At 67.3% G+C, this 22930-nt stretch carries 23 protein-coding genes and 1 pseudogene; 12 read left to right on the top strand and 12 right to left on the bottom strand.

Going from position 1 to position 22930, the window contains the following annotated elements; all coding sequences use genetic code 11:
• Positions 1-125: 125 nt before the first annotated feature.
• Together FCL41_RS09200 and FCL41_RS09195 are read right to left on the bottom strand one after the other, a co-directional pair.
• Positions 126-839: pseudogene (locus FCL41_RS09200) on the bottom strand (IS3 family transposase); the annotation flags it as partial.
• On the bottom strand, positions 839-1159 hold the full coding sequence (locus FCL41_RS09195) for a transposase (RefSeq protein WP_170970241.1): 321 nt from the start codon (positions 1157-1159) through the stop codon (positions 839-841). The gene FCL41_RS09195 and the pseudogene FCL41_RS09200, both read right to left, overlap by 1 nt.
• 326 nt (positions 1160-1485) lie before the next feature.
• On the opposite strand from FCL41_RS09195, the gene FCL41_RS09190 reads away from it, so the two are divergent.
• On the top strand, positions 1486-2610 hold the full coding sequence (locus tag FCL41_RS09190; RefSeq protein WP_137065753.1) for an ArsO family NAD(P)H-dependent flavin-containing monooxygenase: 1125 nt from the start codon (positions 1486-1488) through the stop codon (positions 2608-2610).
• A gap of 28 nt (positions 2611-2638) precedes the next feature.
• On the opposite strand, the gene FCL41_RS09185 is transcribed toward FCL41_RS09190, so the two are convergent.
• Complete coding sequence (locus FCL41_RS09185; RefSeq protein WP_137065752.1) at positions 2639-2995, bottom strand: ArsR/SmtB family transcription factor; 357 nt, start codon at positions 2993-2995, stop codon at positions 2639-2641.
• An 86-nt stretch (positions 2996-3081) separates the two neighbouring features.
• Here FCL41_RS09185 and FCL41_RS09180 point away from each other — a divergent pair, with 86 nt between their 5' ends.
• The 7 genes from FCL41_RS09180 (at position 3082) to FCL41_RS09150 (ending at position 9948) form a co-directional block, all read left to right on the top strand.
• A complete protein-coding gene (locus tag FCL41_RS09180) occupies positions 3082-4404 on the top strand; it encodes an FAD-dependent oxidoreductase (protein ID WP_137065751.1) in 1323 nt (440 codons plus the stop codon).
• 67 nt (positions 4405-4471) lie between these two features.
• Positions 4472-5713 carry an MFS transporter gene (locus FCL41_RS09175; protein ID WP_212723116.1) on the top strand — a complete coding sequence of 414 codons (1242 nt, stop codon included), beginning with the start codon at positions 4472-4474 and terminating at the stop codon, positions 5711-5713.
• 71 nt (positions 5714-5784) lie between these two features.
• Positions 5785-6141 (top strand): ArsR/SmtB family transcription factor, encoded by a 357-nt coding sequence (locus FCL41_RS09170; RefSeq protein ID WP_137065750.1) that lies wholly within the window; start codon positions 5785-5787, stop codon positions 6139-6141.
• The gene (arsB, locus tag FCL41_RS09165; RefSeq protein WP_137065749.1) at positions 6138-7229 is read left to right on the top strand and encodes an ACR3 family arsenite efflux transporter; all 1092 of its coding nucleotides are present in this window, start codon (positions 6138-6140) and stop codon (positions 7227-7229) included. Before FCL41_RS09170 ends, arsB begins: the two co-directional genes overlap by 4 nt.
• Positions 7226-7912, top strand: a complete 687-nt coding sequence (locus FCL41_RS17855) for an arsenate reductase ArsC (RefSeq protein ID WP_137065748.1) — start codon at positions 7226-7228, stop codon at positions 7910-7912. Before arsB ends, FCL41_RS17855 begins: the two co-directional genes overlap by 4 nt.
• 71 nt (positions 7913-7983) lie before the next feature.
• Positions 7984-8985 (top strand): thioredoxin-disulfide reductase, encoded by a 1002-nt coding sequence (trxB, locus tag FCL41_RS09155; RefSeq protein WP_137065747.1) that lies wholly within the window; start codon positions 7984-7986, stop codon positions 8983-8985.
• An 84-nt stretch (positions 8986-9069) separates the two neighbouring features.
• On the top strand, positions 9070-9948 hold the full coding sequence (locus tag FCL41_RS09150) for a universal stress protein (RefSeq protein ID WP_137065746.1): 879 nt from the start codon (positions 9070-9072) through the stop codon (positions 9946-9948).
• 459 nt (positions 9949-10407) lie between these two features.
• Here the strand turns inward: FCL41_RS09150 and FCL41_RS09145 are convergent, their stop codons facing one another.
• Entirely contained in the window at positions 10408-11913 is a 1506-nt protein-coding gene (locus FCL41_RS09145; protein ID WP_239021593.1) for a SulP family inorganic anion transporter, read from the bottom strand.
• 247 nt (positions 11914-12160) lie between these two features.
• Between FCL41_RS09145 and FCL41_RS09140 the strand changes: the two genes are divergently transcribed.
• On the top strand, positions 12161-12532 hold the full coding sequence (locus FCL41_RS09140) for a MerR family transcriptional regulator (RefSeq protein ID WP_137066061.1): 372 nt from the start codon (positions 12161-12163) through the stop codon (positions 12530-12532).
• 318 nt (positions 12533-12850) lie between these two features.
• Positions 12851-14146, top strand: coding sequence for a Na+/H+ antiporter NhaA (nhaA, locus tag FCL41_RS09135; RefSeq protein WP_212723114.1), 1296 nt, complete (start codon positions 12851-12853; stop codon positions 14144-14146).
• Positions 14147-14237: 91 nt separating this feature from the next.
• On the opposite strand, the gene FCL41_RS09130 is transcribed toward nhaA, so the two are convergent.
• The 7 genes from FCL41_RS09130 to FCL41_RS09100 are packed head-to-tail and all read right to left on the bottom strand — an operon-like array spanning position 14238 to position 20428.
• Positions 14238-15548: a hypothetical protein gene (locus FCL41_RS09130; protein ID WP_137065743.1), complete on the bottom strand. Its 1311-nt coding sequence runs from the start codon at positions 15546-15548 to the stop codon at positions 14238-14240.
• A complete protein-coding gene (locus FCL41_RS09125) occupies positions 15548-15856 on the bottom strand; it encodes a hypothetical protein (RefSeq protein WP_137065742.1) in 309 nt (102 codons plus the stop codon). Before FCL41_RS09125 ends, FCL41_RS09130 begins: the two co-directional genes overlap by 1 nt.
• Before the next feature lie 26 nt (positions 15857-15882).
• Positions 15883-16443: a hypothetical protein gene (locus FCL41_RS09120; RefSeq protein ID WP_137065741.1), complete on the bottom strand. Its 561-nt coding sequence runs from the start codon at positions 16441-16443 to the stop codon at positions 15883-15885.
• 14 nt (positions 16444-16457) lie between these two features.
• Entirely contained in the window at positions 16458-16937 is a 480-nt protein-coding gene (locus FCL41_RS09115; protein WP_137065740.1) for a single-stranded DNA-binding protein, read from the bottom strand.
• A 51-nt stretch (positions 16938-16988) separates the two neighbouring features.
• Entirely contained in the window at positions 16989-18764 is a 1776-nt protein-coding gene (locus FCL41_RS09110; RefSeq protein ID WP_137065739.1) for a type IV secretory system conjugative DNA transfer family protein, read from the bottom strand.
• 12 nt (positions 18765-18776) lie between these two features.
• Entirely contained in the window at positions 18777-19346 is a 570-nt protein-coding gene (locus tag FCL41_RS09105; RefSeq protein ID WP_137065738.1) for a hypothetical protein, read from the bottom strand.
• Positions 19343-20428 (bottom strand): ArdC-like ssDNA-binding domain-containing protein, encoded by a 1086-nt coding sequence (locus tag FCL41_RS09100; protein WP_137065737.1) that lies wholly within the window; start codon positions 20426-20428, stop codon positions 19343-19345. Before FCL41_RS09100 ends, FCL41_RS09105 begins: the two co-directional genes overlap by 4 nt.
• 504 nt (positions 20429-20932) lie before the next feature.
• On the opposite strand from FCL41_RS09100, the gene FCL41_RS17050 reads away from it, so the two are divergent.
• The gene (locus tag FCL41_RS17050; protein WP_170970240.1) at positions 20933-21076 is read left to right on the top strand and encodes a hypothetical protein; all 144 of its coding nucleotides are present in this window, start codon (positions 20933-20935) and stop codon (positions 21074-21076) included.
• A 10-nt stretch (positions 21077-21086) separates the two neighbouring features.
• Entirely contained in the window at positions 21087-21485 is a 399-nt protein-coding gene (locus FCL41_RS09095; protein ID WP_137065736.1) for a VOC family protein, read from the top strand.
• 135 nt (positions 21486-21620) lie between these two features.
• On the opposite strand, the gene FCL41_RS09090 is transcribed toward FCL41_RS09095, so the two are convergent.
• A complete protein-coding gene (locus FCL41_RS09090; RefSeq protein WP_239021591.1) occupies positions 21621-22517 on the bottom strand; it encodes a TraC family protein in 897 nt (298 codons plus the stop codon).
• Positions 22518-22930: the final 413 nt, after the last annotated feature.

Here is a 22930-nt window from a genome sequence, read left to right as displayed (position 1 = left end):
TCCCGGCCAGCCGGTGTGTGCGTTGATCGCCACCTGGCCGGCGCCGACAGATCAACGCCAAGGCACCGTGGCCAGTCGTAAGCAAGGGTCAGGCCCCGGCCAGGCAGCCCCTGATTCTGCTCACAGTCATACGAATCGCCCTTGGACCCCACCGACGCGACTGCTTCGGCTTCAGCGAGCCGCTCGGTGTAGCGAATCGCTCGGTACTGGACCCCTCGGTCGCTGTGATGCACCAAACCGGTGACGTCGTGGCCTGCTCGTTGGCGTTCCCACAGGACCATGTCGAGGGCGTCCAGGGCCAGGTCGGTGCGCATGGACGTGGACACCTGCCAACCCACGATCTTCCTGCTGAAGACATCCAGCACGAACGCGACGTAGGTCCACCCGGCGTGGGTGCGGACGTAGGTCAGGTCCGCGACCCACAACTGGTTCGGTGCCGAAGCCACGAACATGCGCGACACGAGATCGGCTGGCCGCTCGGTCTCTGCGCCGTCCCCGATGGTGGTCCTGCGACCCTTCTCCCGGCGGATCCCACGCAGGCCTTCGGCACGCATCAACCGCTCCACGGTGCACCTGGCCACCGCGATGCCTTCACGGTTCAGGGCCGCATGGACCTTCCGGGCACCGTAGACACCCAGGTTCGCCCGGTGCACCACTTCGATGTCGGCGACCAGCTCCGCGTCGCGGATCGCGCGTGGCGACGGCGGCCGGGTCTTCGACGCGTAGTAGCCGCTCGGGGCGACCTGCACGCCGGCGCTCTTCAGCACCGCGCAGATCGGCTCGACCCCGACCCCACGCCCCTCGACGACGTCGTGGCGATGGGCGTCGATGTAGGCCACTACCTGCTGGTGGGGCGGTCGAGCTCCGCCGCGAAGAAAGCCGAAGCCGTCTTCAGAATGTGGTTCGCACGGCGCAGCTCGCGGTTCTCCTGCTCCAGCTGGGCGATCCGCTGCGCCTCAGCAGAGGTGATGCCCGGCCGGACACCGCCGTCGATCTCGGCCTGCCGCACCCAGTTGCGCAACGTCTCGGGGTGCATGCCGAACTGCTCGGACACCTGGGCGATCGCGCCCTGCTTCGTCGCGGGGTCTGCCCGCAGCTCCACCGCCATCCGGGTGGCACGCTCACGCAACTCGTCGGGGTACTTCCTCGGTGCTGCCATGACTCTCATCCTCCATGGATTGAGAGCCTCCACCAGACCCAGGGGCGATTCAGTCTTGGGGCGCACGGCGAGGATCTCTGCTGCTTCGCTCAGGGACGCGAGGCGTCGTGAGGTGGTGGCCATGACTCACTCCTGGAGACGAGGGGGCCCGGATGACCACTCCTGTCCGAGTAGGTGCACAGGTCTCCACGTCCGAGTCGTTGCGGTTCCAAAGGGGTCAAACGCCAGCGCTGTGTCTCTGGCAGGGTGCTGGTGCGAGGAAAAGCCCGCGCACGTGTGTACGGTCCATTGGACCCGTGATTCACGTGAGCCAAGGAGCGCCGTTGATGGTGGACAACGTGGACGCCATCCCGGTTCGGGGGGCTTCTGATGTCGAGGTGGACGTCGTCGTGGTTGGTGCTGGTCAGGCGGGTCTGTCCACCGCGTTCTACCTGCGGCGAGCCGGGCTGGTCCCGGGACGTGACTTCGTCATGCTTGATGCGGCCGAACGGCCGGGCGGCGCTTGGCCGCGTACCTGGGATGGTCTGCGGTTGTTCTCGCCGGCTGGTTTCTCCTCGCTTCCGGGCTGGATGATGCCACCCTGGGACGATGCCACTCGGGGATTCCCCACCCGTGACCACGTGGTCGACTACCTCACGCGTTACGAGGAGCGGTATGACCTGCGCGTACAGCGCCCCCAGCGGGTCGAAAGCGTGTCGCGAGCCGACGACAGCCCGGACGGTCGACTGCACGTCGCCACGGGAGATCGCACGCTGTCGGCTCGGCACGTGGTCTCCGCTACCGGCACCTGGGATCGGCCCTTCTGGCCGGTGTACCCGGGCATGCGGGACTTCGTCGGGCGCCAGCTGCATACGGTCGACTACCGGGTCCCGGACGCTTTTGCCGGGCAACGGGTCGTGGTCGTCGGCGGCGGGAACTCTGCTGCGCAGATCCTTGCCGAGATCTCCACAGTGGCCGACACCACCTGGGTCACCACCCGACCGCCGCGGTTCCTGCCCGACGACGTGGACGGGCGCGCCCTGTTCACCACCGCCCGTGCCCGCATCGAGGCGCTCGCCGAAGGCCGTGAACACAGTGGCGTCGCAGGACTCGGCGACATCGTGATGGTGCCGAGCGTCAAGGGCGCCCGTGACCGAGGAGTTCTCCGGGCCGAACCGATGTTCTCCCGCCTCACCCTCGGCGGGGTGGCGTGGGGTGACGGCACGGAGTGGGAGTGCGACGCCATCATCTGGTGCACGGGCTTTCGTCCGGCGTTGCGGCACCTGCGTCCGCTCGGACTGCGTACCGTGGGTGGCCACGTGCCCGTGGCCGGACCCTCGGGCACCCAAGCACGCGATGAACCACGGCTGTACCTGGTCGGATACGGCGACTGGACGGGCCCGGCCTCCGCAACGCTGGCCGGGGTGGGCCCCTCGGCCCGGGCCACGGTAGCGGCCATTGCCGAAAGCTGATGGATCAGCCGAAGACGCTGGCTGATGACTAGTGGGTCTGCGTCAGCGCGGACGCCAGCGCGGTCAGGGTGTTGCCCTCCACGCGATAGTAGGCCCATTTCCCGCGCTGCTCCCGAGTCGCCAGACCAGCGTCGACGAGCAGCTTGATGTGGTGGGAGACCGTCGGCTGGCTGAGCCCGACCGGCTCCGTCAGGTCACAGATGCATGCCTCCCCGTCGGGTGAAGCAGCGATCAGGGAGATGAGCTTGACCCGGGCTGGATCACTGAGGGCTTTGAACATCTTGGCCAGGGCGGCGGCGGCATTGTCGGTGACGACGCCGTCGGTCACGGGGGAGCAGCACGCAACGATGGCCTCGGAATCGACGAGGGGCACGTGGGGGGACATGACCCCATCATCGCCTACGTATTGACATTTGTCGATGCGAGAGTGCTGTTTCTTACATCGATAAACGTGAATGTGAGGAGTGGGGCATGAATGACTTGCCTGTTGTTGTGATCGGTGCCGGACCGCAAGGGCTGGCCGCTGCTGCGCATCTGCGTGAGCGGGGCCTCGAGGTGCTGGTGCTGGAGTCGGGCGCCGCTGCTGGCGCGGCCGTGGCTGAGTGGGGGCACGTACGCCTGTTCTCGCCGTGGCCCGAACTGATGGACCGTGTCGCGGTGGACCTGCTGCAGTCGACGGGCTGGGTCGCGCCGACCGCTGGCTACCCGACCGGCGCGGAGTGGGTAGAGTCCTACCTGGCCCCGCTGGGGGAGTCGCTGGCGCCTTGGATCCAGTACGACGCACGGGTCACCGGGGTTTCCCGCGTGGGCCGTGACCGATTGGTGGACGCTGACCGCGGAGACCAGCCGTTCACCGTGCATGCCGTGAACGCGGCCGGACGCGAGTGCCGGATCGAGGCGCGTGCGGTCATTGATGCCTCGGGCACCTGGCGTACGCCGAGCCCGGCCGGCGCCGACGGCCTGCCCGCCCTGGGCGAGAAGGCGAACGCTGACAAGATCCACTACGGCGTCCCGGACAGGAAGGCCCCCGAGCGGTACGCGGGCAAGCACACCGTCGTGCTGGGTGCGGGAGACTCCTCGCTCAACGCAATCCTCGAACTCGACCGCATCGCCCAGGACCACCCCGGAACCACGATCACCTGGGCCCTGCGCCGCGCCACGACGAGCAACACCTTCGGCGGCGGGGCCGCTGACCAGCTCGAGCGTCGCGGGGCACTGGGCACACGGGCTCGCGAGGCCGTCGAGGCCGGACGGGTCGCCCTCGTGGCTGGCTTCAGGACAAGTGAATTCCGTCGTGCGGGCGAGCAGGTCGTTGTCGTGGCCGAGGACGGCCGGGTGCTCACAGGCGTCGACCGAGTGGTGGCCCTGACCGGATTCCGTCCCGATCTGTCATTCCTCTCCGAGTTGCGTCTCGACCTCGACTCCACGCTCGAAGCACCCAGGCGTGTAGCAGACGAGGTGGATCCCAACCTCCACTCCTGCGGCTCCGTGCAGGCCACGGGAGCCGCTGACCTGGCTCACCCCGACGAGCCGAACTTCTACATGGTCGGGATGAAGTCGTACGGCCGTGCCCCGACCTTCCTCGCGATGACGGGGTACGAGCAGGTGCGCAGTGTGGTCGCGATGGTGGCAGGAGACCCCGAGGCCGCGGCCAGGGTCGAGCTGGCACTGCCGGACACCGGCGTCTGTGGTGGCTCCGGCCTCTACGACGAGCCCGCCGCGACAGCCGAAGGCGGTTGCTGCGGAGCTGCTCCGGAGTTCGTGCAGGTGGGTGCGGGACCTGTCCTCCCCTGAGACTCCCGCTGCAGGGAGCCCGGCCCTGGGCCGCGGCTCCCTGCGCGCTGTGCTGGTGGGGCTGTGCGTGACGGAGATCGTCAGCTACGGGGTGATCTTCTACGCCTTCACCGTGCTGCTGCCCCAGATCCAGGCCGAAACAGGATGGAGTCGAACCGCGATCACGGCCGCCTTCTCCATCGGGAGTGTCATCGGTGGAGCCGTCGGCATCGTCGTCGGTCGGATCCTGCAGGATCGCGGGCCGTGGCTGGTCATGACCACGGGAAGCCTCGTGGGCACTGCCGCGATCCTGATGCTGGCCTGGAGCCCCAACTACGCACTCTTCCTAGCGGCCTGGGTGCTCGCCGGCACGGCCAGCGCCTGCCTCTTCTACCCTCCGGCATTTGCCGCCCTCACTGGATGGTTCGGGCCGCGCAGCGTCCAGGCCATCACCACACTGACGCTGGCGGCCGGGTTCTCCAGTACCATCTTTGCGCCCCTCACGGATGCCCTTGCGCTGCATCTGTCCTGGCGCCAGACCTATCTCGTCCTCGCCGTCGCACTGGGCACCATCACCCTGCCGATCCATCTGCTCGTGCTGCGCCACCCCTGGCCCGGACGGGAACGGCACGCGGGAACAGGATCCAGGCAGCGCCGAACGTCCGGGCCAGGTGGAATCCCCGGCCCGCCGCCACGTGTCAGTGATCGCCACATCCTCCGCAGCCGTACGTTCTTGCTCGCCACCACAGCCGGGACCCTCATGGCGCTCGCTTCGTACGCCTCCATGGTCTACCTCGTTCCCCTGTTGATTGACCGGGGGATGACCTCCACGGGTGCTGCCTGGGCCCTGGGGCTCGGGGGAGCGGGACAAGTCCTGGGGCGTGTGTTCTACCCCTGGATGACGCGCCAACTGACCGCGCAAGTCCGGGCCGTCGTGGTGATCGGCGCTATGGGCGTTGCTGTGACCGGATTCGCCACTCTCGCCGGGCCCGCCCCGGTGCTCATCGCGCTCGCCGTGCTTGCGGGCTCGTCGCGAGGTCTCTTCACTCTGGTGGGCGCCACTCTGGTCAGCGACCACTGGGGCAGAGAAAGGTACGCCGCCGTCAGCGGCGTGTACAACGCCCCCGTCCTCGCCGCCAGCGCCCTTGCACCCTTGTTGGGCGCGTTGATCGTCGAGGCGACGGGGAGCTATGTCGGTCTGTTTGCCGTCCTCGCCGCCGTCGCGACTGTGGCGACCGGGTTGGCGAGCCTCGCGGCTACGGGCGCGAAGGAAACGAGCGCCGCGACGACCTCAGTAGCGCCGGCCGGCTCGCCGACTCCGACGCGGTGATCAGCGAGTGTTCACCCATCGTTCACCCGTCCCGGCGGTCCGCGCGTTTCCACATCTGTCAATATAGACACATGTCGAAATCAGAGTGTGCGCCGACCGACGCGCTCGAATGCTGCACGTCACTTGCGGCAGAACCGATCGATGCCGAACAGGCCGAGACGATCGCTCCCTTGCTGAAGGCGCTCGGCGACCCGGCCCGTCTGCGGTTGATGTCGTTGATCCTCTCGCACGAGGGGGGAGAGGCATGCGTCTGCGACCTGTTGCCCTGCTTCGACCTGTCCCAGCCCACGATCAGCCATCACCTCAAGGTGTTGCATGACGTGGGCCTGGTGAGCCGAGAGCGTCGCGGCACTTGGGTCTACTACTCCGCGCGTCCGGGGGCGCTGAGTGCCCTGGGCAGTTTGTTCGACGTGGCGGTGCCGGCATGAGTGTCCAGACCTCTCCAGCGTCGGCGGCAGGCCTGGAGCGACTGTCCACCCTTGACCGTCTGCTCCCCGTGTGGATCGCGATCGCGATGGTCACCGGACTGGGACTGGGCCGTCTCGTGCCGGGTCTGGACGAAGCCCTGGCCGCAGTTGAGATCGGGAAGGTCTCGATCGTCATCGCACTGGGCCTGCTCGTGATGATGTACCCGGTGTTGGCGAAGGTCCGGTACGACGAACTCGGCCACGTCACCGCTGACAAGCGGCTGCTGTGGAGTTCGATCCTGCTCAACTGGGTCCTCGGCCCGGCACTCATGTTTGCTCTGGCCTGGCTGCTGTTGCCAGACCTCCCGGAGTACCGCACCGGTCTGATCATCGTCGGCTTGGCCCGCTGCATCGCGATGGTGATGATCTGGAATGACATGGCCTGCGGTGACCGCGAAGCCGCGACGGTGCTGGTCGCGAGCAACTCCGTCTTCCAGATCATCGCGTTCGGTGCACTGGGCTGGTTCTACCTCGACCTGTTGCCGACCTGGCTGGGCCTGGGCGACGGAGAGACGCTGGACGTCTCGGCGTGGGACATCACCAAGTCCGTGCTGATCTTCCTCGGTATCCCTTTGGTGGCCGGCTTCCTCACCCGCTTCTTCGGGGAGCGGGCCAAGGGCCGGGAGTGGTACGAGGACGCCTTCCTGCCGCGAATCGGGCCGGTGGCCCTGTACGGGCTGCTCTTCACCATCGTCGTGCTCTTCGCCTTGCAGGGCGACGCGATCACCTCCCAGCCGCTCGATGTGGCCCGGATCGCGCTGCCGCTGCTGGCCTACTTCACCGTGATGTGGATCGGCGGCTTCGCCCTGGGACGCGCGATCGGCCTGGGTTACGAACGGACCACCTCGCTGGCCTTCACCGCGGCTGGCAACAACTTCGAGCTCGCGATCGCCGTGGCCATCGGCGTTTTCGGGGTCACCTCCGGCCAGGCCCTGGCCGGTGTCGTGGGGCCACTGATCGAGGTACCCGTCCTCGTCGGACTCGTGTACGTGTCGCTGTGGGCCCGCCGCCGCTACTTTCCTTCGGCCCCGGCGATGGAGAGCCGATGACATCCGAACGCCAAGCGCCCGGGATACCGCGGTCCAGCGGCACGGATCGAAGGGGATGGCATCTGCTCGAACCTGCAGAACTGCTCCGCCGGATCGCCGAGGACCTGATCCCGCAGTTCTCCGGCGTATTCGGCCCAGAAACCGTTCACGCCTACGTCACCGACGCCTACGAGCGGATCGCGGCCGAGGCACGTATCAACAACTACCTCCCCGCTCTCACCGCCAAAATCGCCCACGCGGCTCTCGTGCAGGCCGCCAACCAGGAGAAAGACGTCCTCATGACCACCGTGCCCGAAGTCCTCTTCGTCTGCGTCCACAACGCCGGCCGTTCCCAGATGGCCGCCGGCTTCCTGCGCCACCACGGCGGGGATCGTGTCCTCGTCCGTTCGGCAGGCTCAGCCCCCGCGGAGACGATCAACCCCGCCGCAGTCGAGGCGATGGCCGAGGTCGGCATCGACATCACCGCCGAGGTTCCCACCAAACTCCTCACCGAGGACGTGGCCGCCTCGGACGTTGTCATCACCATGGGCTGCGGCGATGCCTGCCCCATCTTCCCCGGCAAGCGCTACGAGGACTGGGCCCTCGTTGATCCGGCGGGCAAGGGCATCGAAGCCGTACGTCCCATCCGCGACGAGATCGAAGCCCGCGTCAAGACGCTACTGGCGGAGATCGCACCCGTCTGAGCTCCACGCCCCGCGGTGGACCACATCTGCCGCGTGGCTGGGCCCCAAATGCGCGTCGAGGAGTGAGAAACATGTCCGACCAGCCACGCAACGTGATCATCATCGGCTCCGGCCCGTCGGGCTACACCGCCGCCGTGTACGCCGCCCGCGCCAACCTGGAGCCCTTGGTCTTCGAAGGGTCCGTCACCGCCGGGGGCGCGCTGATGAACACCACCGAGGTCGAGAACTTCCCGGGCTTCCGCGACGGCATCATGGGCCCGGCCCTGATGGACGAGATGCGCGCCCAGGCCGAGCGCTTCGGCGCCGAGCTGGTCACCGACGACGTGGTCGAGGTCGACCTCACCGGTGACGTCAAGGTCGTGAAGACCTACGACAAGACCTACACCGCGCGCTCGGTGATCCTCGCCACCGGTTCTGCCTACCGCAAGCTCGGCCTGCCCCGTGAGGACGAGCTGTCGGGCCGCGGCGTCTCGTGGTGCGCGACCTGCGACGGCTTCTTCTTCCGCGACAAGGTGATCGCCGTCGTCGGTGGCGGTGACTCCGCCGTCGAGGAGGCCACCTTCCTCACGCGCTTCGCCTCGAAGGTCTACCTGCTGCACCGCCGCGAGGAGCTCCGCGCCTCCAAGGTCATGCAGGAGCGCGCCTTCGCCGACCCCAAGCTCGAGATCGTCTGGAACTCCGAGGTCGCCGAGATCCACGGCGAGCAGTCGCTGGAGAAGATCACCCTGCGCGACACCGTCACGGGCGACCTCAAGGACCTCGAGATCTCTGGTCTCTTCATCGCCATCGGTCACGACCCGCGCTCCGAGCTGGTCAAGGGTCAGGTCGACCTCGACGACGAGGGCTACGTGAAGGTCGCCTCGCCCTCCACGGCCACCAACCTGGCCGGCGTCTTCGCTGCCGGCGACCTGGTCGACCACACCTACCAGCAGGCCATCACCGCCGCCGGGACCGGTTGCGCCGCGGCCCTGGACGCCGAGCGCTACATCGCGGCGCTCGACCACTCCGCTTCGACCTCCGGGTCAAGCCATCTGTACCTGCCTTCAAAGCACGGACACCTGCCCTCTGGGTAGGAGATGGGCTCGACAGCCCACCCTGCCAGCTCGCGGCGCAGTGTCGCCCTTTCCAAGGGGTCTGGTCCGTGACCACAATGGATCATGGTGACGAGCGCGCACGGCCCCGTGGTCGTTGGGATCAGTGACACCGAGGACAGTACCGAAGCACTTGACTGGGCGTCCTCCTGGGCTGCGGCGACCGGAAGGCCGCTGAGGCTGGTGCACGCCAGAGACAACGCCCGTGGTGACTCGACCTTTGCGGACGCACGATCCGACGGGACGCAGGTGGCGGAGTCCCGCCGGACTCTGTTCGACAACGCAGCCAACAGGGTGCTCGCCAATCATCCGGACGTATCTGTGACCGTCGTTGAGTCGGGTGACACGTCATCCGTGCTGCTGGCCCAATCGCAGGAGGCTTCAGTTCTCGTCGTGGGGTCGCGCCGGGGAGCCGTGGGCTGGTCACCCGCTGGTGCCATCCACCGCTCGGTCATGCGGCAGGCCGATTGTCCGGTCGTCGTCGTCCGGGACCCGCCGGCCCGGAGCGGGTTGGCCCGACGGGTCGTCCTGGGTGTGGACGGGACGCTCGTGTCGCGAGGTGCTGCTGAATTCGCGTTCTACTATGCGTCCACGTTTGGCCTCCCAGTCGTTGTCGTGCACTGTTCGCTGGAGCGTTGGGCCCGTGGTTCCGCAGTCCTCGCGCTACTGAGTCGCAGCGATCAGCACGGGCCGACGGCGGAAGAGCGGTTGTTGGTTGCTGAGACCATCGCTGGGTTGGCGGATCAGTACCCCGATGTCGAACACCGGGCCGCGCACCGATCCGGCCGCCCCGCTGACGAACTGATAGACCTGTCCAGATCAACGCAACTGCTGGTGCTCGGCGCGAGGCGCCGACGGGGCGTACTCAGACTGTTGCACCGGTCAGTGTCGAGCGACGTGGCGATGCGGGCACAATGCCCGGTCGCGGTCGTCAGCGCAATCTGACCGCGCCCGGGACTGCCCAGTGTTTGGTTGACACCTTGACCTGCCCCACGCCTTGGTTTCCACTGGTGGTGATGAGTCATCAGGCGGAAACGGTGTCTGCGGGTGAGAAGAGCGGCTCTTCCCAAATTGAATCGCCTGTAAGTCCTCGTGGCGGCTGGCCGGGGGCTGGCTGGCAGGGTTATCGCCGGTCACCCGGTGCCCGTTGTGACTCCTGGATCGCTTGACCCCTCCGGGGTGTCATGCCCGGGATCTGTCCGGCGTGTGGGGTGTCGGCGCCGACCCTGGCCCACAACGATGGCTTGATCGGAAGTATGTCCACCACCGGGATTGCCGTCCTGGCCGCCAGATGTGTTCGTCCACCCCGAGGACCATCGGCCTCTGCCGGCTCCCCGAGGTGCACTACGAGCGCCTGACGAATCGTCGGGGCATCACGCTCGTCGCGTCGTGTGCGAATGCCTCTCAGTGTGAGGGGAGAGCGCCACTGAGCCGGACGTGCCGTTCCGCGCTGGGGCCGTTCAGGCCAACGAGTTCGACGGTCTTGCCCTTGCGCTCGTACTTGGTGGTGATGGCATCCAGTGAGGCGACGGTGGAGGCGTCCCAGATGTGGGACTGGGTGAGGTCTATGACGACGTGGTTGGGGTCGTCGGCGTACTCGAACTGGGTGTAGAGATCATTGGAGGAGGCAAAGAACAGTTGGCCGGTGACGTGGTAGACGGCGGTGGCGACGCCGTCGCGGTCCTCGACCACCTCGCGGCGGGTCTCGGTGAGGTGGGCGACCCGGCGGGCGAACAGCGTCATGGCGACCAGCACGCCGAGGACGACGCCGATGGCGAGGTTGTGGGTGGCGACGGTGACTGCGACGGTGGCGACCATGACGGTGGTCTCTGACTTCGGCATCCGGCGCAGGGTGGTCGGATGGACGGAGTGCCAGTCGAAGGTCCCGACGGCGACGATGATCATGACCGCGACGAGTGCGGCCATCGGGATGATGGCCACGACGTCGCCGAATCCGACCACCAGGATGAGCAGGAAGACACCGGCGAGGAACGTGGAGATGCGGGTGCGGGCACCGGAGGCATTCACGTTGATGAGGGTCTGGCCGATCATGGCGCAGCCGCCCATGCCGCCGAAGAAGGCCGTGATCACGTTGGACGCGCCTTGACCCCAGGACTCGCGGGTCTTGTTGGAGTGGGTGTCGGTGATGTCGTCGACCAGCTTCGCGGTCAGTAGCGACTCGAGCAGGCCGACCAGTGCCATCGCGAGTGCGTAGGGGGCGATGATCTGCAGGGTGTCGAGGTTGAACGGGACGTTGGGGATGAAGAGGGCGGGGAGGCTGTCGGGCAGTTCGCCTTCGTCGCCGACGTTGGGGACGGTGAGGGCGGCAATGACGGTGAACGCGGTGAGGGCGACGATCGCGACCAGGGGAGCCGGGATGACCTTTGTGACGCGCGGGAGGCCGACCATGATGGCGATGCCGGCGGCGATCATCGGGTAGACCAGCCACGGCACGTCGACCATGTACGGGATCTGTGCCATGAAGATGAGGATGGCGAGGGCGTTGACGAACCCGACCATGACCGAGCGCGGGATGAAGCGCATCAGTTTGCCGAACCCGCCCAGGCCGAGTGCGATCTGGATGAGGCCACCCAAAAGGACCGTGGCGATGAGGTAGTCGTAGCCGTGCTCGCGCATCACCGGCGCGATGACCAGGGCGATGGCGCCGGTTGCGGCCGAGATCATGGCCGGGCGACCGCCGAGGAACGCGATGGACACCGCCATCGTGAACGACGCGAACAAGCCGACGCGTGGGTCGACACCCGCGATGATGGAGAACGAGATCGCCTCGGGGATCAACGCCAGTGCGACCACCAGGCCGGCGAGCACCTCGGTGCGCAACAGTTTGGGGGATCGTAGCGCCGCCATGACGCTCGGTTCGGGTGCGTGGGGCAGGGTGGTGGCGCTCAAGGGCGGCGTTCCGTTCTGGGAGGCAGTCGTCCGCGCGAAGGCCACGTCGCGGTGGCAGGCTCGGACGGCTTGGATCTGGATGGGGTTGGTGCGCACCATGGGTGCGCGTGCCGGCGTCCTGCCGGCGAAGTCTGAGCAGGATCGTACTCTCACGTAACGTGAGGGTTGTAATCGTCATGACGTGAGGACCCCATCGATGCCCACTGAATCCCACCCTCCGACACCCGCGGACGCACCCGTGGCGGTGATGCAGATCGGTGAGGTCGCCGCCCGAACCGAGCTGTCACTGCGGAGCCTGCGTCATTGGGAAGAGGTAGGTCTGTTGCGGCCGTCCGGGCGTAGCGAGGGCGGTTTTCGCCTCTACACCGAGGAGGACGTGGAGAAGATCATGGTCATCCGACGGATGAAGCCGTTGGGTTTCACCCTTGACCAGATGAAGGCAGTCATGGCTGACATTGAGACGCTGCGCGATCATGGCGGTGACGAATCGTCCCGCCGACCGGCCGTAGACCGTCTGGGCGCCATTCGAGCTGACGTCCAGGAACGGCGCGCGAAACTGGTACGCCACCTCGAGATGGCGGACGAGTTCATCGAGCTCCTCGCGCAAGAGGTGCCGTGACGGACCTCGTGTCGGTACTTCCTGGGCTCGCGCTGTCGGGGGGGCAACGGTAAAGTGGGGGACGTGATCATCCACCGTGCGCCCGAGTTCCTTGCGGGGTCCTCTGATGTGCGCACGCAGGGTCAGACGATGACCGCGACAGGGACCAATGGCTACATCTCCACGTGGGGTGCGTGGCAGACGGGTTGTCCCCAGACAGAACGCTGAGGCTTCTGTGCGCCGTCCCTATCGGGACGAAGTGCGGAACCACTCTTCAGTGTTTCCTTTTGTTCGCTCGGTGGTCCCTGGACCGCTGGACACTCACGTCTGGACTCCATCTTGTCGTCGCATCTTCATGCCCATGCACCCCTGGATCCGCATCAGCGCACCCGCCGCGAGCGGTTGGGTGCCTGGTCCCGACTGGAACCGGCCGGTGGGGTCTTGCTTGGTGTCGCCACCCTTGTGGCCTTGACCCTTGCCAACTCTCCCGGGGCCGAGCTCTACGCGTCGCTGCGCGACTTCAGGATCGGTCCGGCAGCGCTGCACCTCGATCTGACGATGGGTCAGTGGGCCGCGGACGGCCTGCTCGCGGTGTTCTTCTTCGTTGTTGGTGTGGAGCTCAAGCGTGAGTTCCTGGCCGGGGACCTGAGCGATCCGCGCCGCGCGTTGGTGCCCGTCGCCGCTGCCGTCGGCGGCGTCGTGGTCCCGGTACTCGTCTACCTTGCCGTCGTCACCGCGGCTGGTGGCGGCAAGGGGGCGCTCAACGGGTGGGCTGTTCCGGCGGCCACCGACATTGCGTTCGCAGTGGCAGTCCTTGCAGCCGTTTCAAGCCACCTTCCACCGGCACTGCGGGCCTTTCTGCTCACTTTGGCAGTCGTTGACGACCTCATCGCGATCACGATCATCGCTGTCGGATTCACCGCGCACATTGATCTGCTGTTCCTCCTGCTAGGCGCAGTGAGCATCGCCTTGTTCGCAGTAGCGTTGAGACGACTGCCGGCGTGGTGGTTGCTCGTGCCGATCGCGGTCGTGGCTTGGGGTTTTGTTCATGCCTCTGGTGTCCATGCCACCATCGCGGGGGTCCTGCTCGGACTCACTGTCCCGGTGTTCAACGCCCCAACCTCAAGGATGGGTTCGTTGGCCGAGAAGGAGGCGGCCGCCGCACACGGGCCCACTGCACGCTTCGAACACCTGCTGAAGCCTTGGTCCTCGTGCGTGGCGGTTCCGCTCTTCGCGTTCTTCGCCGCAGGGGTAACCATCGGAGGGTTCTCCGGCCTCGTGGATTCGGCCACCACCCCCGTGGCCCTCGGCATCATGGCCGGGCTCGTGCTCGGCAAAACCTTGGGGATCACCACCGCCACCTTCCTCGTTACCCGCTTGCCAGGAATTCGATTGGACCCGACCTTGCGGTGGCCCGACCTATTCGGCGTCAGTTTGTTGGCCGGGGTCGGCTTCACCGTGTCTCTGCTCGTCGGCGAACTCGCGTTCGGTGCCGGGTCCGCGCTAGAAGAGACTGTCAAGGTGGGGGTCCTCGTCGGGTCCTTGACTTCCGCGGTGGCAGCGCTCTGCGTGCTGGCCGCCCGCAATCGGCACTATCGAAACCGGCCTCACTTCCACGAACACCCGCTCGGCTAGGAAGACCCACCATTACCAACCGTCGGTACGCGGCTCGCACGTCCTACTGGGTGGATGGGGGCGCCGCCCCGAGGCACAGGCACGCGATCGCTCAGAGTTCCAGGGAGCGTTCGACGGCCCAGGGCTCGGAGCCATGTGCGAGCGACGATCTCGGGTTCGAACTCAGTGTGAGCCGGGGCGCGTGAGCGGGGTGAGTGGCCTGGGTGCCGTGGGTCGGGAACCGACTGGTGACCAACTCGACCATGTCGCTGCCAACCGCGCTGAGCGGTGCGTACCGATGTCGCACTGGTTTGGTGAGGCCTGGGCTGCTGGTGTCGATACGGGGGATCGGGACGCGGAGGAAGTAGAGGTCTTGCCGTGCGCCGGTCCTCACGATCTCAGCGATGCGGGCGTCGACCCGGTTGAAGAGGTTGGCGAGTCCATCAACTTGGGCCGGTGTCATGGTTGGGCGTCCGAGCATGCGTAGGCGAGTTCCGAGGATGAGCGCCTCTCGGGCTGCGGGCGCACCATGGCCGATCTGTCCGCCAAGGTCACGAGTGTGATCAGTCAGCAATCGGTAGGTCTCGGCGCGCGCAGCCCAAAGGTGGGTCAGGTCGGGGTCGGCTTCGGTAACGATCTCGGAGGCAGCGGCGGAGATCAGGCGTTGGGAGTCCAGGACCAGCCGCAGGGTGGTGGCGTCGGGGAAGTGGCGCACCAGCTGGACGTACAGGTTGTGTTCGGCGGCGAGGAGGCCTGCGATCCCGGTGCGTTCGCCGTCGGCCATGAGTCCGGGACAGGGGCGTTGTCCTCGATGGTCGATCGCGTAGTCGACCTGTTGGGCGTCGGCGAAGAGGCGGGCCAGGTGGGCGCTGCGTCCCAACCGGCGGGTGTTGTCGAGGGGGAGCCAGCCGGGGAGGGTTCGGTATCGCCGCTCGAGGGACACGAGTGCGTGGGTGACGTCGGCGATGTCTTTGAGCATGACGATGCGTTCACCTGCGCTGAGCGCGGCCGGCGCCAGGGTCGGGTTGAAGTCGACCTCGGCGAGGACCGCTGCCCGGGCGGCGGTGCGCCAGATTTCGACCACCGAGGTGGAAGCGGGCGTGGTGAGTTCGTCCATGCTGGGGGCGCGTGCGGGGGAGTGGGCGTACGCGCTGCGGAGGTGTTCGTGGAGATCCCGCGCGGGGCTTGAGGACGACTCCCCGGCGGTGCCTGGCAGGGAGTAGGCGGTGGTGATGCGCGCCAGTTGGCAGCACCACCCGAGCAGCACCTGTCGGTATCGGGTGATCAGGGCGAGATCGTCCCGGTAGTCGTCAAACCTCGGGTCGTCGAGGATGTGCACGGCGCCGATCGGCTTGGTGAGGCGTTGATGGTGGAGCAGTTCGCCGACCGCGTCGCGTACTGCTGCACTGGAGTGGCCGTACATCACCAGGGCCCGTTGAACGCCTGGTCGAGGACATCGAGGACGAGTTCGACCTGCAGGCCGTCGAGGATCCCGAGGTCCCCGAGGATGGTGATGGCGTTGAGCGCCTGCTCGTACAGCTCGCTGGCCTGCCCCGCGGGCCGCAAGGCAGGCAGCCCGGGTGTTTGTGGACCGCAGATGGTGTCGAAGTCGATGAGCGCTCGCTCGTAGTCGCTGCTGGCGAAGGGTGGGAACGCATGATCGGGGTGGTCGGCCAGCGCGGTGATCAGCACTCTCGCGCAGGTGATGGCTGTGGCGTCGCTGCGATTCATCGGGGGCTCCTGAAGCGTCGGACTGGTCAGGTGGAGTGGAGGGCGCGGCGGCGGGCAACACGTTCCTCGACGCTGCGGCGGGCTGCGAGATCCAGGGCGACGAAGCTGTAGAAGTCGGCTTCGCGGTCGGTGATCTCGGCCTCGATGGCCGGCGGTTGGGGCTCATCCCCTGGCCAGGTGGTGATGCGGGTGGGCCGGTCGCGGTCGAGCTTGGTGCCGGCCAGCTGCACCCACTCACGCAGCCGGTGACGGCTGTTGGTGAACTGTTCGTGCCACTGCAGTTGGCCGCCCGGAGGGCCGTCGGGGTCGACGGAGGCGAGCCACGCCCGGTGCAGCGCGGAGAGTTCGAGGACCAGGGCGTTGTGCCGATGCCACAGCGGCGGGATGATCGCGACGGGGAGTCCGTAGGCGAAGCGCAGCCAGTGGACCCACGCGTTGAGGTCGAGCCACTCGTTCTCCGCCTCGGCCGCGGTGAGGACGTTCCAGTTGATCGGCCGGACCAACCCGTCATCGACCGACTCGGCGTCCTGGCTGTCGACGACTCCCATGCGCGAGGTGAACGTCGATGACGGGTCGTGGGAGGTCATGGCGATAGGCCCGCTCAGATGCCCATGCCGTGAGCGGTCGGGACGGAGCTCGCGGACGGGCTCGCGGCCGTGGCCGCAGGAGCGACACGGGGTTGCTGCTGCGGGACCTCGACGCCTGGTGCCTCGGGCTCGGTCCGTGGGGACCGGTCCACTTCGTAGCGGGTACGAGCGGTGTCGTGCCCGAGGCGACGGGCGACGAACTCCTCGCGCATCTCGACGTGACCGTGGCGCTCGACCTCGTACTCGTTGATGTAGCCCGAAGCGACGACGGAGTCGCCGACCCGGAACTGCTCGTACGCGTGCAGCGCGGTCTTGCTGAAGGCCACCAGGCTGTGGAAGCTCGTCTCCAGTTGCGTGTAGGTGCCGTCGGCCTCCTTGCGGTAGTGCTCCACCCCGACGCGGGCGTAGAACCGCTCGGTTCCGGTCTGGGTGTGGGTCAGCTCCGGAGTGGTGGCGATGAACCCGGGCAGGCTCATCTGGGTAGGAATCGTCATCACGTGCTCCTGACACCGGCGCGGCGCCTGGGTGGCAACCGCTCTCGTTTGTCAGGTGCGCGTAGATCCCCGAGGCCGTCGCCAACTGGAGGATCGCCGCGGCCTCGTTGACGGCTGTACGTCGTGGCGCGTGGTCCACGGCCGCAGCTGGGTGATGAGCGGCGCGGTGGAGCGCAGCAGCACCAGCGCGGTGCCGAACGGCAGGGTGCGGATCCTCTCCGGGGGCAGGATGGAGACGCGGCGGGTGGAGCGTTGGACGCTGCGCGATCCGTAGTCACCGATCGAGATGGAGTCGGTGAGCTCGTCGCGCTCACCGATGAGTGCCGACAGGTCTTGGAGGTCCTTCGCCGACGAGGCGCCGCCGAGGACGATCTTCACGATCGAGGCATCCCAGATCGCGCCAGCAGCGTGGTCGCCCCACTTGTCACGGGCCTGGGACAGCGACTGCAGGACAGGCAGCGTGGTGATCCCGGTCCCGCCGCCCTCGGCCATCAACGTGGGCAGCGAGGGGAGGGGAGACAGGTTGCCGATCTCGTCCAGAGCCAGCAGCAGCGGTGGGTCGAGTCGTGCTCCCGGCGAAGCCGCGGCGAGGTGGCGTGCGGTCTCGGCGAGGTCTTCGATGAACGCCGCCACCAGAGGCCACGAGGCGCCGGCGCCGGATCCGGTTGCGAGCAGGTAGAGCGTGCCGTTGTCGCGGAGGAACTGCTCGGGCTCGAAGTGCTCTCCGGTCCTGGGGGTGACGGTCTCCAGCACCCGTGGGTCGGCCAGGCTCGACAAGGCCAGCGAGACACCCATCCAGATCGAGTCGCGGGTACGAGGATCCGTGCTGATCATGGCCTCCAACGATTCGGCCCATCCCGGTGCAGCGCCCGTGTGACTGGACAGGATCGTCACGGCGTCGGCCGCGGCAGCAGGATTCAGGGTCCACGCGAACAGTTCTGCTGGGGCGCGGTTGTCCAGCGCGGCTGCGTGGAGCAGTGCCTGCAGGGCGGTGCGGGTCTTGCCTTCCCAGAACCCACCCGACTCCACGCCACCGGACGACAGGCCGGTGGCGGAGGCGAGGCCGGTGGCGCGGATCATCGCGGTCAGCGGATCTTCACACCCGCGTACCGGCGACCAGCGCAGGCCAGCGTGCATCGACTGCGCCAGACGTTGGGGGTCGAAGACCGCGACGGGCCCCCGTGCCCGGCGGGCGTCGATGGTGGCGCTGATGTTGTCGGGCCTGGTGGATGTGGTGATCACCGCGCCGGGGGCGTCGAGGATGGCGTTGATGACGATGTGCAGTCCCTTGCCCGACCGCGGCGGACCGAGCAGCAGGATCGAGTCCTCGACTGAGGCCCACACCTCCTTGCCGTGTGCATGCCCGAGCAGATATCCCACGTCCGAAGCAGTCGGGGAAGGCAGCGACGGGCGCAGTGTCCGGCCGCGTTTCAACAAGGCGTGACGCGACGCGGTCGCGCGTACGTCGCGTCTGGTCGCTGTTCCCGACAGCCGGGAGGGATCAAGTCGTGCACGGTGCCTGGCGCCGTCGAAGAGACGCCATCCTGCCCACGCCAGGAGAACGCCCATGGTCAGCAGGATGATCAGGGTCAACCAGTAGGTCCACGCAGACAGTCCTATGGCGCCAAGTGCACCGGCCGGATCCGTCGGTTTGGTCAGGACGGAGAGGCCGCCCGCCCAACTTCCAGACGGGTCATCGGCGCCGGTAACCCGCGCTGCGACGCTGCCCGTCAGGCGGAGGAGGCCGGCGAGACCGGCGACGGCGACGATCAGGAGCAGGCCAGCGTTGACCAAGGTGTCATCGGCGCTGCGGCCCCCGGGGTTCATGGCTTGTCTCGCTTACGCGGAGTCGGCGTCCGCGGGCACGGATCCGGCGGCGACCGTTCCCGACGACCGCCCGACCAACACCACATCGGGGTGGGTGGCCAGCAGCGCTGAGGGCACCCGGACGAACGCTTGGCCGTCGGCGTCCGCGACCTGCGTCGTCACCACCACACAGACCTCGACCTCTTCACCCACAGTGAACCCGCTGCCCGTGACCCCGAACGCGGACAACAACAGCGGCCTCACACCGCCAGGCCCTGGGTGAGTGGGCCTCGATGCAGGCGCGACGTCGTTGGTGGAGGCAGGGCAGCGCGGGGAAGAGCCGGGGGTGACGTAGTCGGTGAATCGTTCGCCGTCGGACTCGATAAGTTCAGCGCGCACTGCGGTGCCCAACTGCAGTGCGATCTGGTCCAGCACCGTGCTCACGTCAGAGCGGGTGAGGGATCCGTCGACGTTGTACGGCTCCCCGTTCAACCTCACGGCCGCGTGACCGTCCTGGGCGATGGTGACCTCGACAAGTGGCATCACCACCGGCACACGGATCGTGGGATGGTCACGGCGGTACGAAGCGCTCATCATGCTCATCGTTCGACTCCCATTCCACTGGACACGGGAGAGCGTGTCGCGGTCCGTCGTGGGCGGGGCACCCGTCGGTTCGCCGCGAGTGCCTCGCGGTCGAGTCCCGGAGGGTTGCCGTCGTTGACCTGAGCGGTGTCGAGGTCATCGAGGATCTTCATCGCCGTCCCTCGTACGCGGTCTGCGGTGGCCTGGACGACTTCGACCGGAGACTTGCCCCGCACGGTGGAGGCCCACGTCGACACGTACGGGACGGTGTAGTCATTCGTGTCCAGCCCATGCGCGGCCGCCACCATGAGCGCCACCGACTCGGCCTCCACCTCGGCGATCCCGCGGTGCAGCGTCGCGTCTGCCGCGGCTCGGGTCTGCTCCTGCACCGAGGACGCGGGGGAGTGCAGCATGACGTGACCCAGTTCGTGGGCCAGCGTCTTGACCTGGGCTGCGTCGTCCATGTCCATGCGGACCGACACCTCACGGGTGAGGAAGTCGGTCAGCCCGTTCGCGCCACCGATGTGGGAGGCGTCAGACACCAGGCGCAGTTCGTACCCCTGCGCGGTGATCTGATCCGCAAGGCCGTCCCACAACCCCTCAGGCGCCTCGCCACGCAGCAGGACCGGGCGAGGTGGTTCGGGGAGCGGATCCCCATCGGTCTGGGACACGTCCCACACGTACGCCGGACGCAACCCGATTAACTTGGCTCGCACCGTGTCACCCGGCCGCGGCTTCTCGCCGCGCCCGAGTCGGCGCCACGAGCCCGGGTCATCCGGGGTCGTGGACACGAACCGCGCCGTCACCGGCGCCAGGATCGCGTACCCGGACTGGCCCTTCATCACCTGCCGGTCCAACGACAACCACTGCTTGAACCCCGCCACATACGTCGGCGACGGATGCGGAACCCGCCCCTCCCGGTGAGCGGAGTAGTGCTGCACGTGGATCAGCAGCGTGTTGTTGAACGACCGCGACCGGAACCTGGCCGCGAACTCCAGCGCCCGCTTCCAGTCCTCGCCCGTCACCAGCGCTGCGACTGACGCGGTGAGCTTCTCGTGCAGCGCCTCGAGTTTCGCCTCACGCTCTCCAAGACTGTTGCGCATCGCCGGCCACCTTTCCTGGTTGTGTCAGGAAGGTGTGCGGGGAGGCCCTGACAGCAGGGGCACCGTTTGACTCGTGATCGAACAGGTGTTCGACTAAGTGCATGGGGCCACGCCAACGACCGCAGCGTTTCGACCAGGGGTACCGGGACGGGTACGCCGCATGTCTGAACGCGGGCTCGTCTGCTGCGGTCCGCCTGCAGTTCGAAGTGCGAACTAGTGGCGACGACGCCTACGCCGCCGGCGTCGAGTGGGCCCTGTACGACTACGACGACGCGAATGGCCTGCGGTCGGTGACGCACGTGGGCCGACTGACGCGTGGACGCACCGCTGAATAGAGTGTCTCTAGGCATGACGGTTCGTTTCGGGGATTTGGGCATGCGATTTGCGTTCGTGCAGGTAGCGCAGGTTCCCGGACAGTTAGAGATTTGTTGATCATCAGTCGCCTTTCCTGACGATTCGGGCGTATTCTCGGCGCGTGGCCGACATTGGTGACCTGAGTTCCTGATGAGCCTGCGCGTCCTGCCAGGCGGCGCGGCCACGTACGTTCTCGCGACGCCGCAGGACGTCGAGGAGTTCGAGCAAGAGCTGGTCGACCCCAGTACGCGCTGGCGATGGTTCGGCAATCGCCTCGAGTTCCAGCAGGCATAGGTCGCTACTGATGGCCGAAGCACGAATCGCAACCGTGACGATGAAGTCGGATCGGCCAACGACCATTGCCCGCTTCTGGCGAGACCTGCTGGGGTACGAAGTCGCGCCCAACCACAGCGACTCGATCATGCTCGTCGCCCCCGGCCAGCCGTCCCTGCTGATCCAACCCTCGCAGCAGTCGGCCCCGCCTGGTGCCATCCACCTCGACTTGCGACCGGCCGACCAAGCTCGCTGCGTTGAGAAGGCGTTGTGCCTCGGTGCCACACGCGCCGACGTCGGTCAGAGCGGCGACGAAGGTTGGGTCGTCCTGGCAGATCCCGGTGGCATTCTGTTCTGTGTACTCCCATCGCACGACAACCACGAAGAACTGCTGCGAGCGGACCCGGGCACGCCGACGCCGATCGACTGACGAGCGCCGCGTCGTGATCCCGGACTGCGAAAGTGTGCCAGTTGGACGAACATGCACCTGCGCACGCCGACGATCCGCCGAGCACGTGACAGTTCGACGCGAAACCTTCAGAAATCCAACGAACAGTCATAGGGCCTACGACATACGCCCCGTGGTGTCGAACAGTTCGAGCTCGTCCGGGTGGAGTTGGTGCTGGACGACGAACGAGCGGTTCTTGATCCGCCACAGAGCCTGTCCGGTACCCAGAGTGGGGAGCAGGGACTGCTCGGTCCCGGTGAGTCCGAGTGCAGCGGCGGTGGACCCGAGCTGGTCGGACTCCTGCCGGTAGACCACACGAGTCTCGGCGTTCGCGAGCAGCGACGACGCCAGGGCACGCATGGCGGAACCGGAGTCCCCGACGTTGTCGAGGTCGGACAGTTTGTGGAAGAGCAACATGTTCGCGATGCCGTAGTGGCGTGCGAGTCGCCAGTGGGCGTCCATGCGACGTAGGAGCGCGGGGTGGGACATGAGGCGCCAGGCCTCGTCGTACACCACCCATCGTTGGCCCCCTGCGGGGTCGAGAAGCGCGGATTCCATCCACGCGGACGCACAGGTCATCAGCACCGAGACGAGGGTGGCGTTCTCGGTGACCCGCGACAGGTCGAGGGAGATCATCGGCAGGCTGGGATCGAACGAGACCGTGGATGGGCCATCGAAGAGCCCGGCGAGGTCGCCTGCCACCAGACGCCTGAGGGCGTGACCGGCGAGGCGTCCGTCCTCGGCGAGTCGCCCGTCGGTGTCGGCTCCGGGAGCGGGGGAGAGGAGTCGGTCGACGACCATCGGCAGAACTGGGACCTCGCTGGAGCGCACCGTGTCGGTCAAGGCGACGTCGATCGCGGTGTGCTCGAGTGGTGTGAGACGTCGGTCGAGAACGGTTTCAGTGAGCGCCCCGACGAGATCACGCCGCCGGGCGGTGACCTGAGCTGCCCACTGGGTGTCGTCGACGCCACCGGGGCGGTGACCCTCGTCGAGCGGGTTGAGCCGGTTGGGCATCCCGTGTCCCAGCGCGATCGCGCGGCCCCCGACCACTTCGGCGACCGCGGTGTGTTCGCCCTTCGGGTCCCCGGGGACGTAGACGCGGCAGCCGAAGCCGATGGAGCGGGTGTAGAGGCTCTTGGCGAGGGCCGACTTTCCAGACGGCCAGACGCAGATTGGCGAGCGCGGCAGCCCGCGCCGTACGTCGCCAGTGTTCGACCGTCGGCACGCGATGAGGTGTGATCAGTGACTCCCCGGGTGGGGGCCCGTGGACTCGGACACGACGAGGTCGACGGCGTGGGCGACCTCGGTTGCAGGGCTGTGACTGGACCCGGACTGCCCGGCTGGAGCGGAAAGGGTTGGGCTGCTTGTGCGGCAGGTTGGAGAAGGCAAGCGGGCTGACGGCGTGCATGGTCATTTGGCGCCCCTGA

Origin of the sequence: Nocardioides jishulii (assembly GCF_006007965.1) — a bacterium.
Lineage (GTDB): Bacteria > Actinomycetota > Actinomycetes > Propionibacteriales > Nocardioidaceae > Nocardioides > Nocardioides jishulii.
The sequence above is the reverse complement of the archived record's forward strand: the minus strand, read 5'-3'. Positions and strand labels throughout refer to the sequence as shown.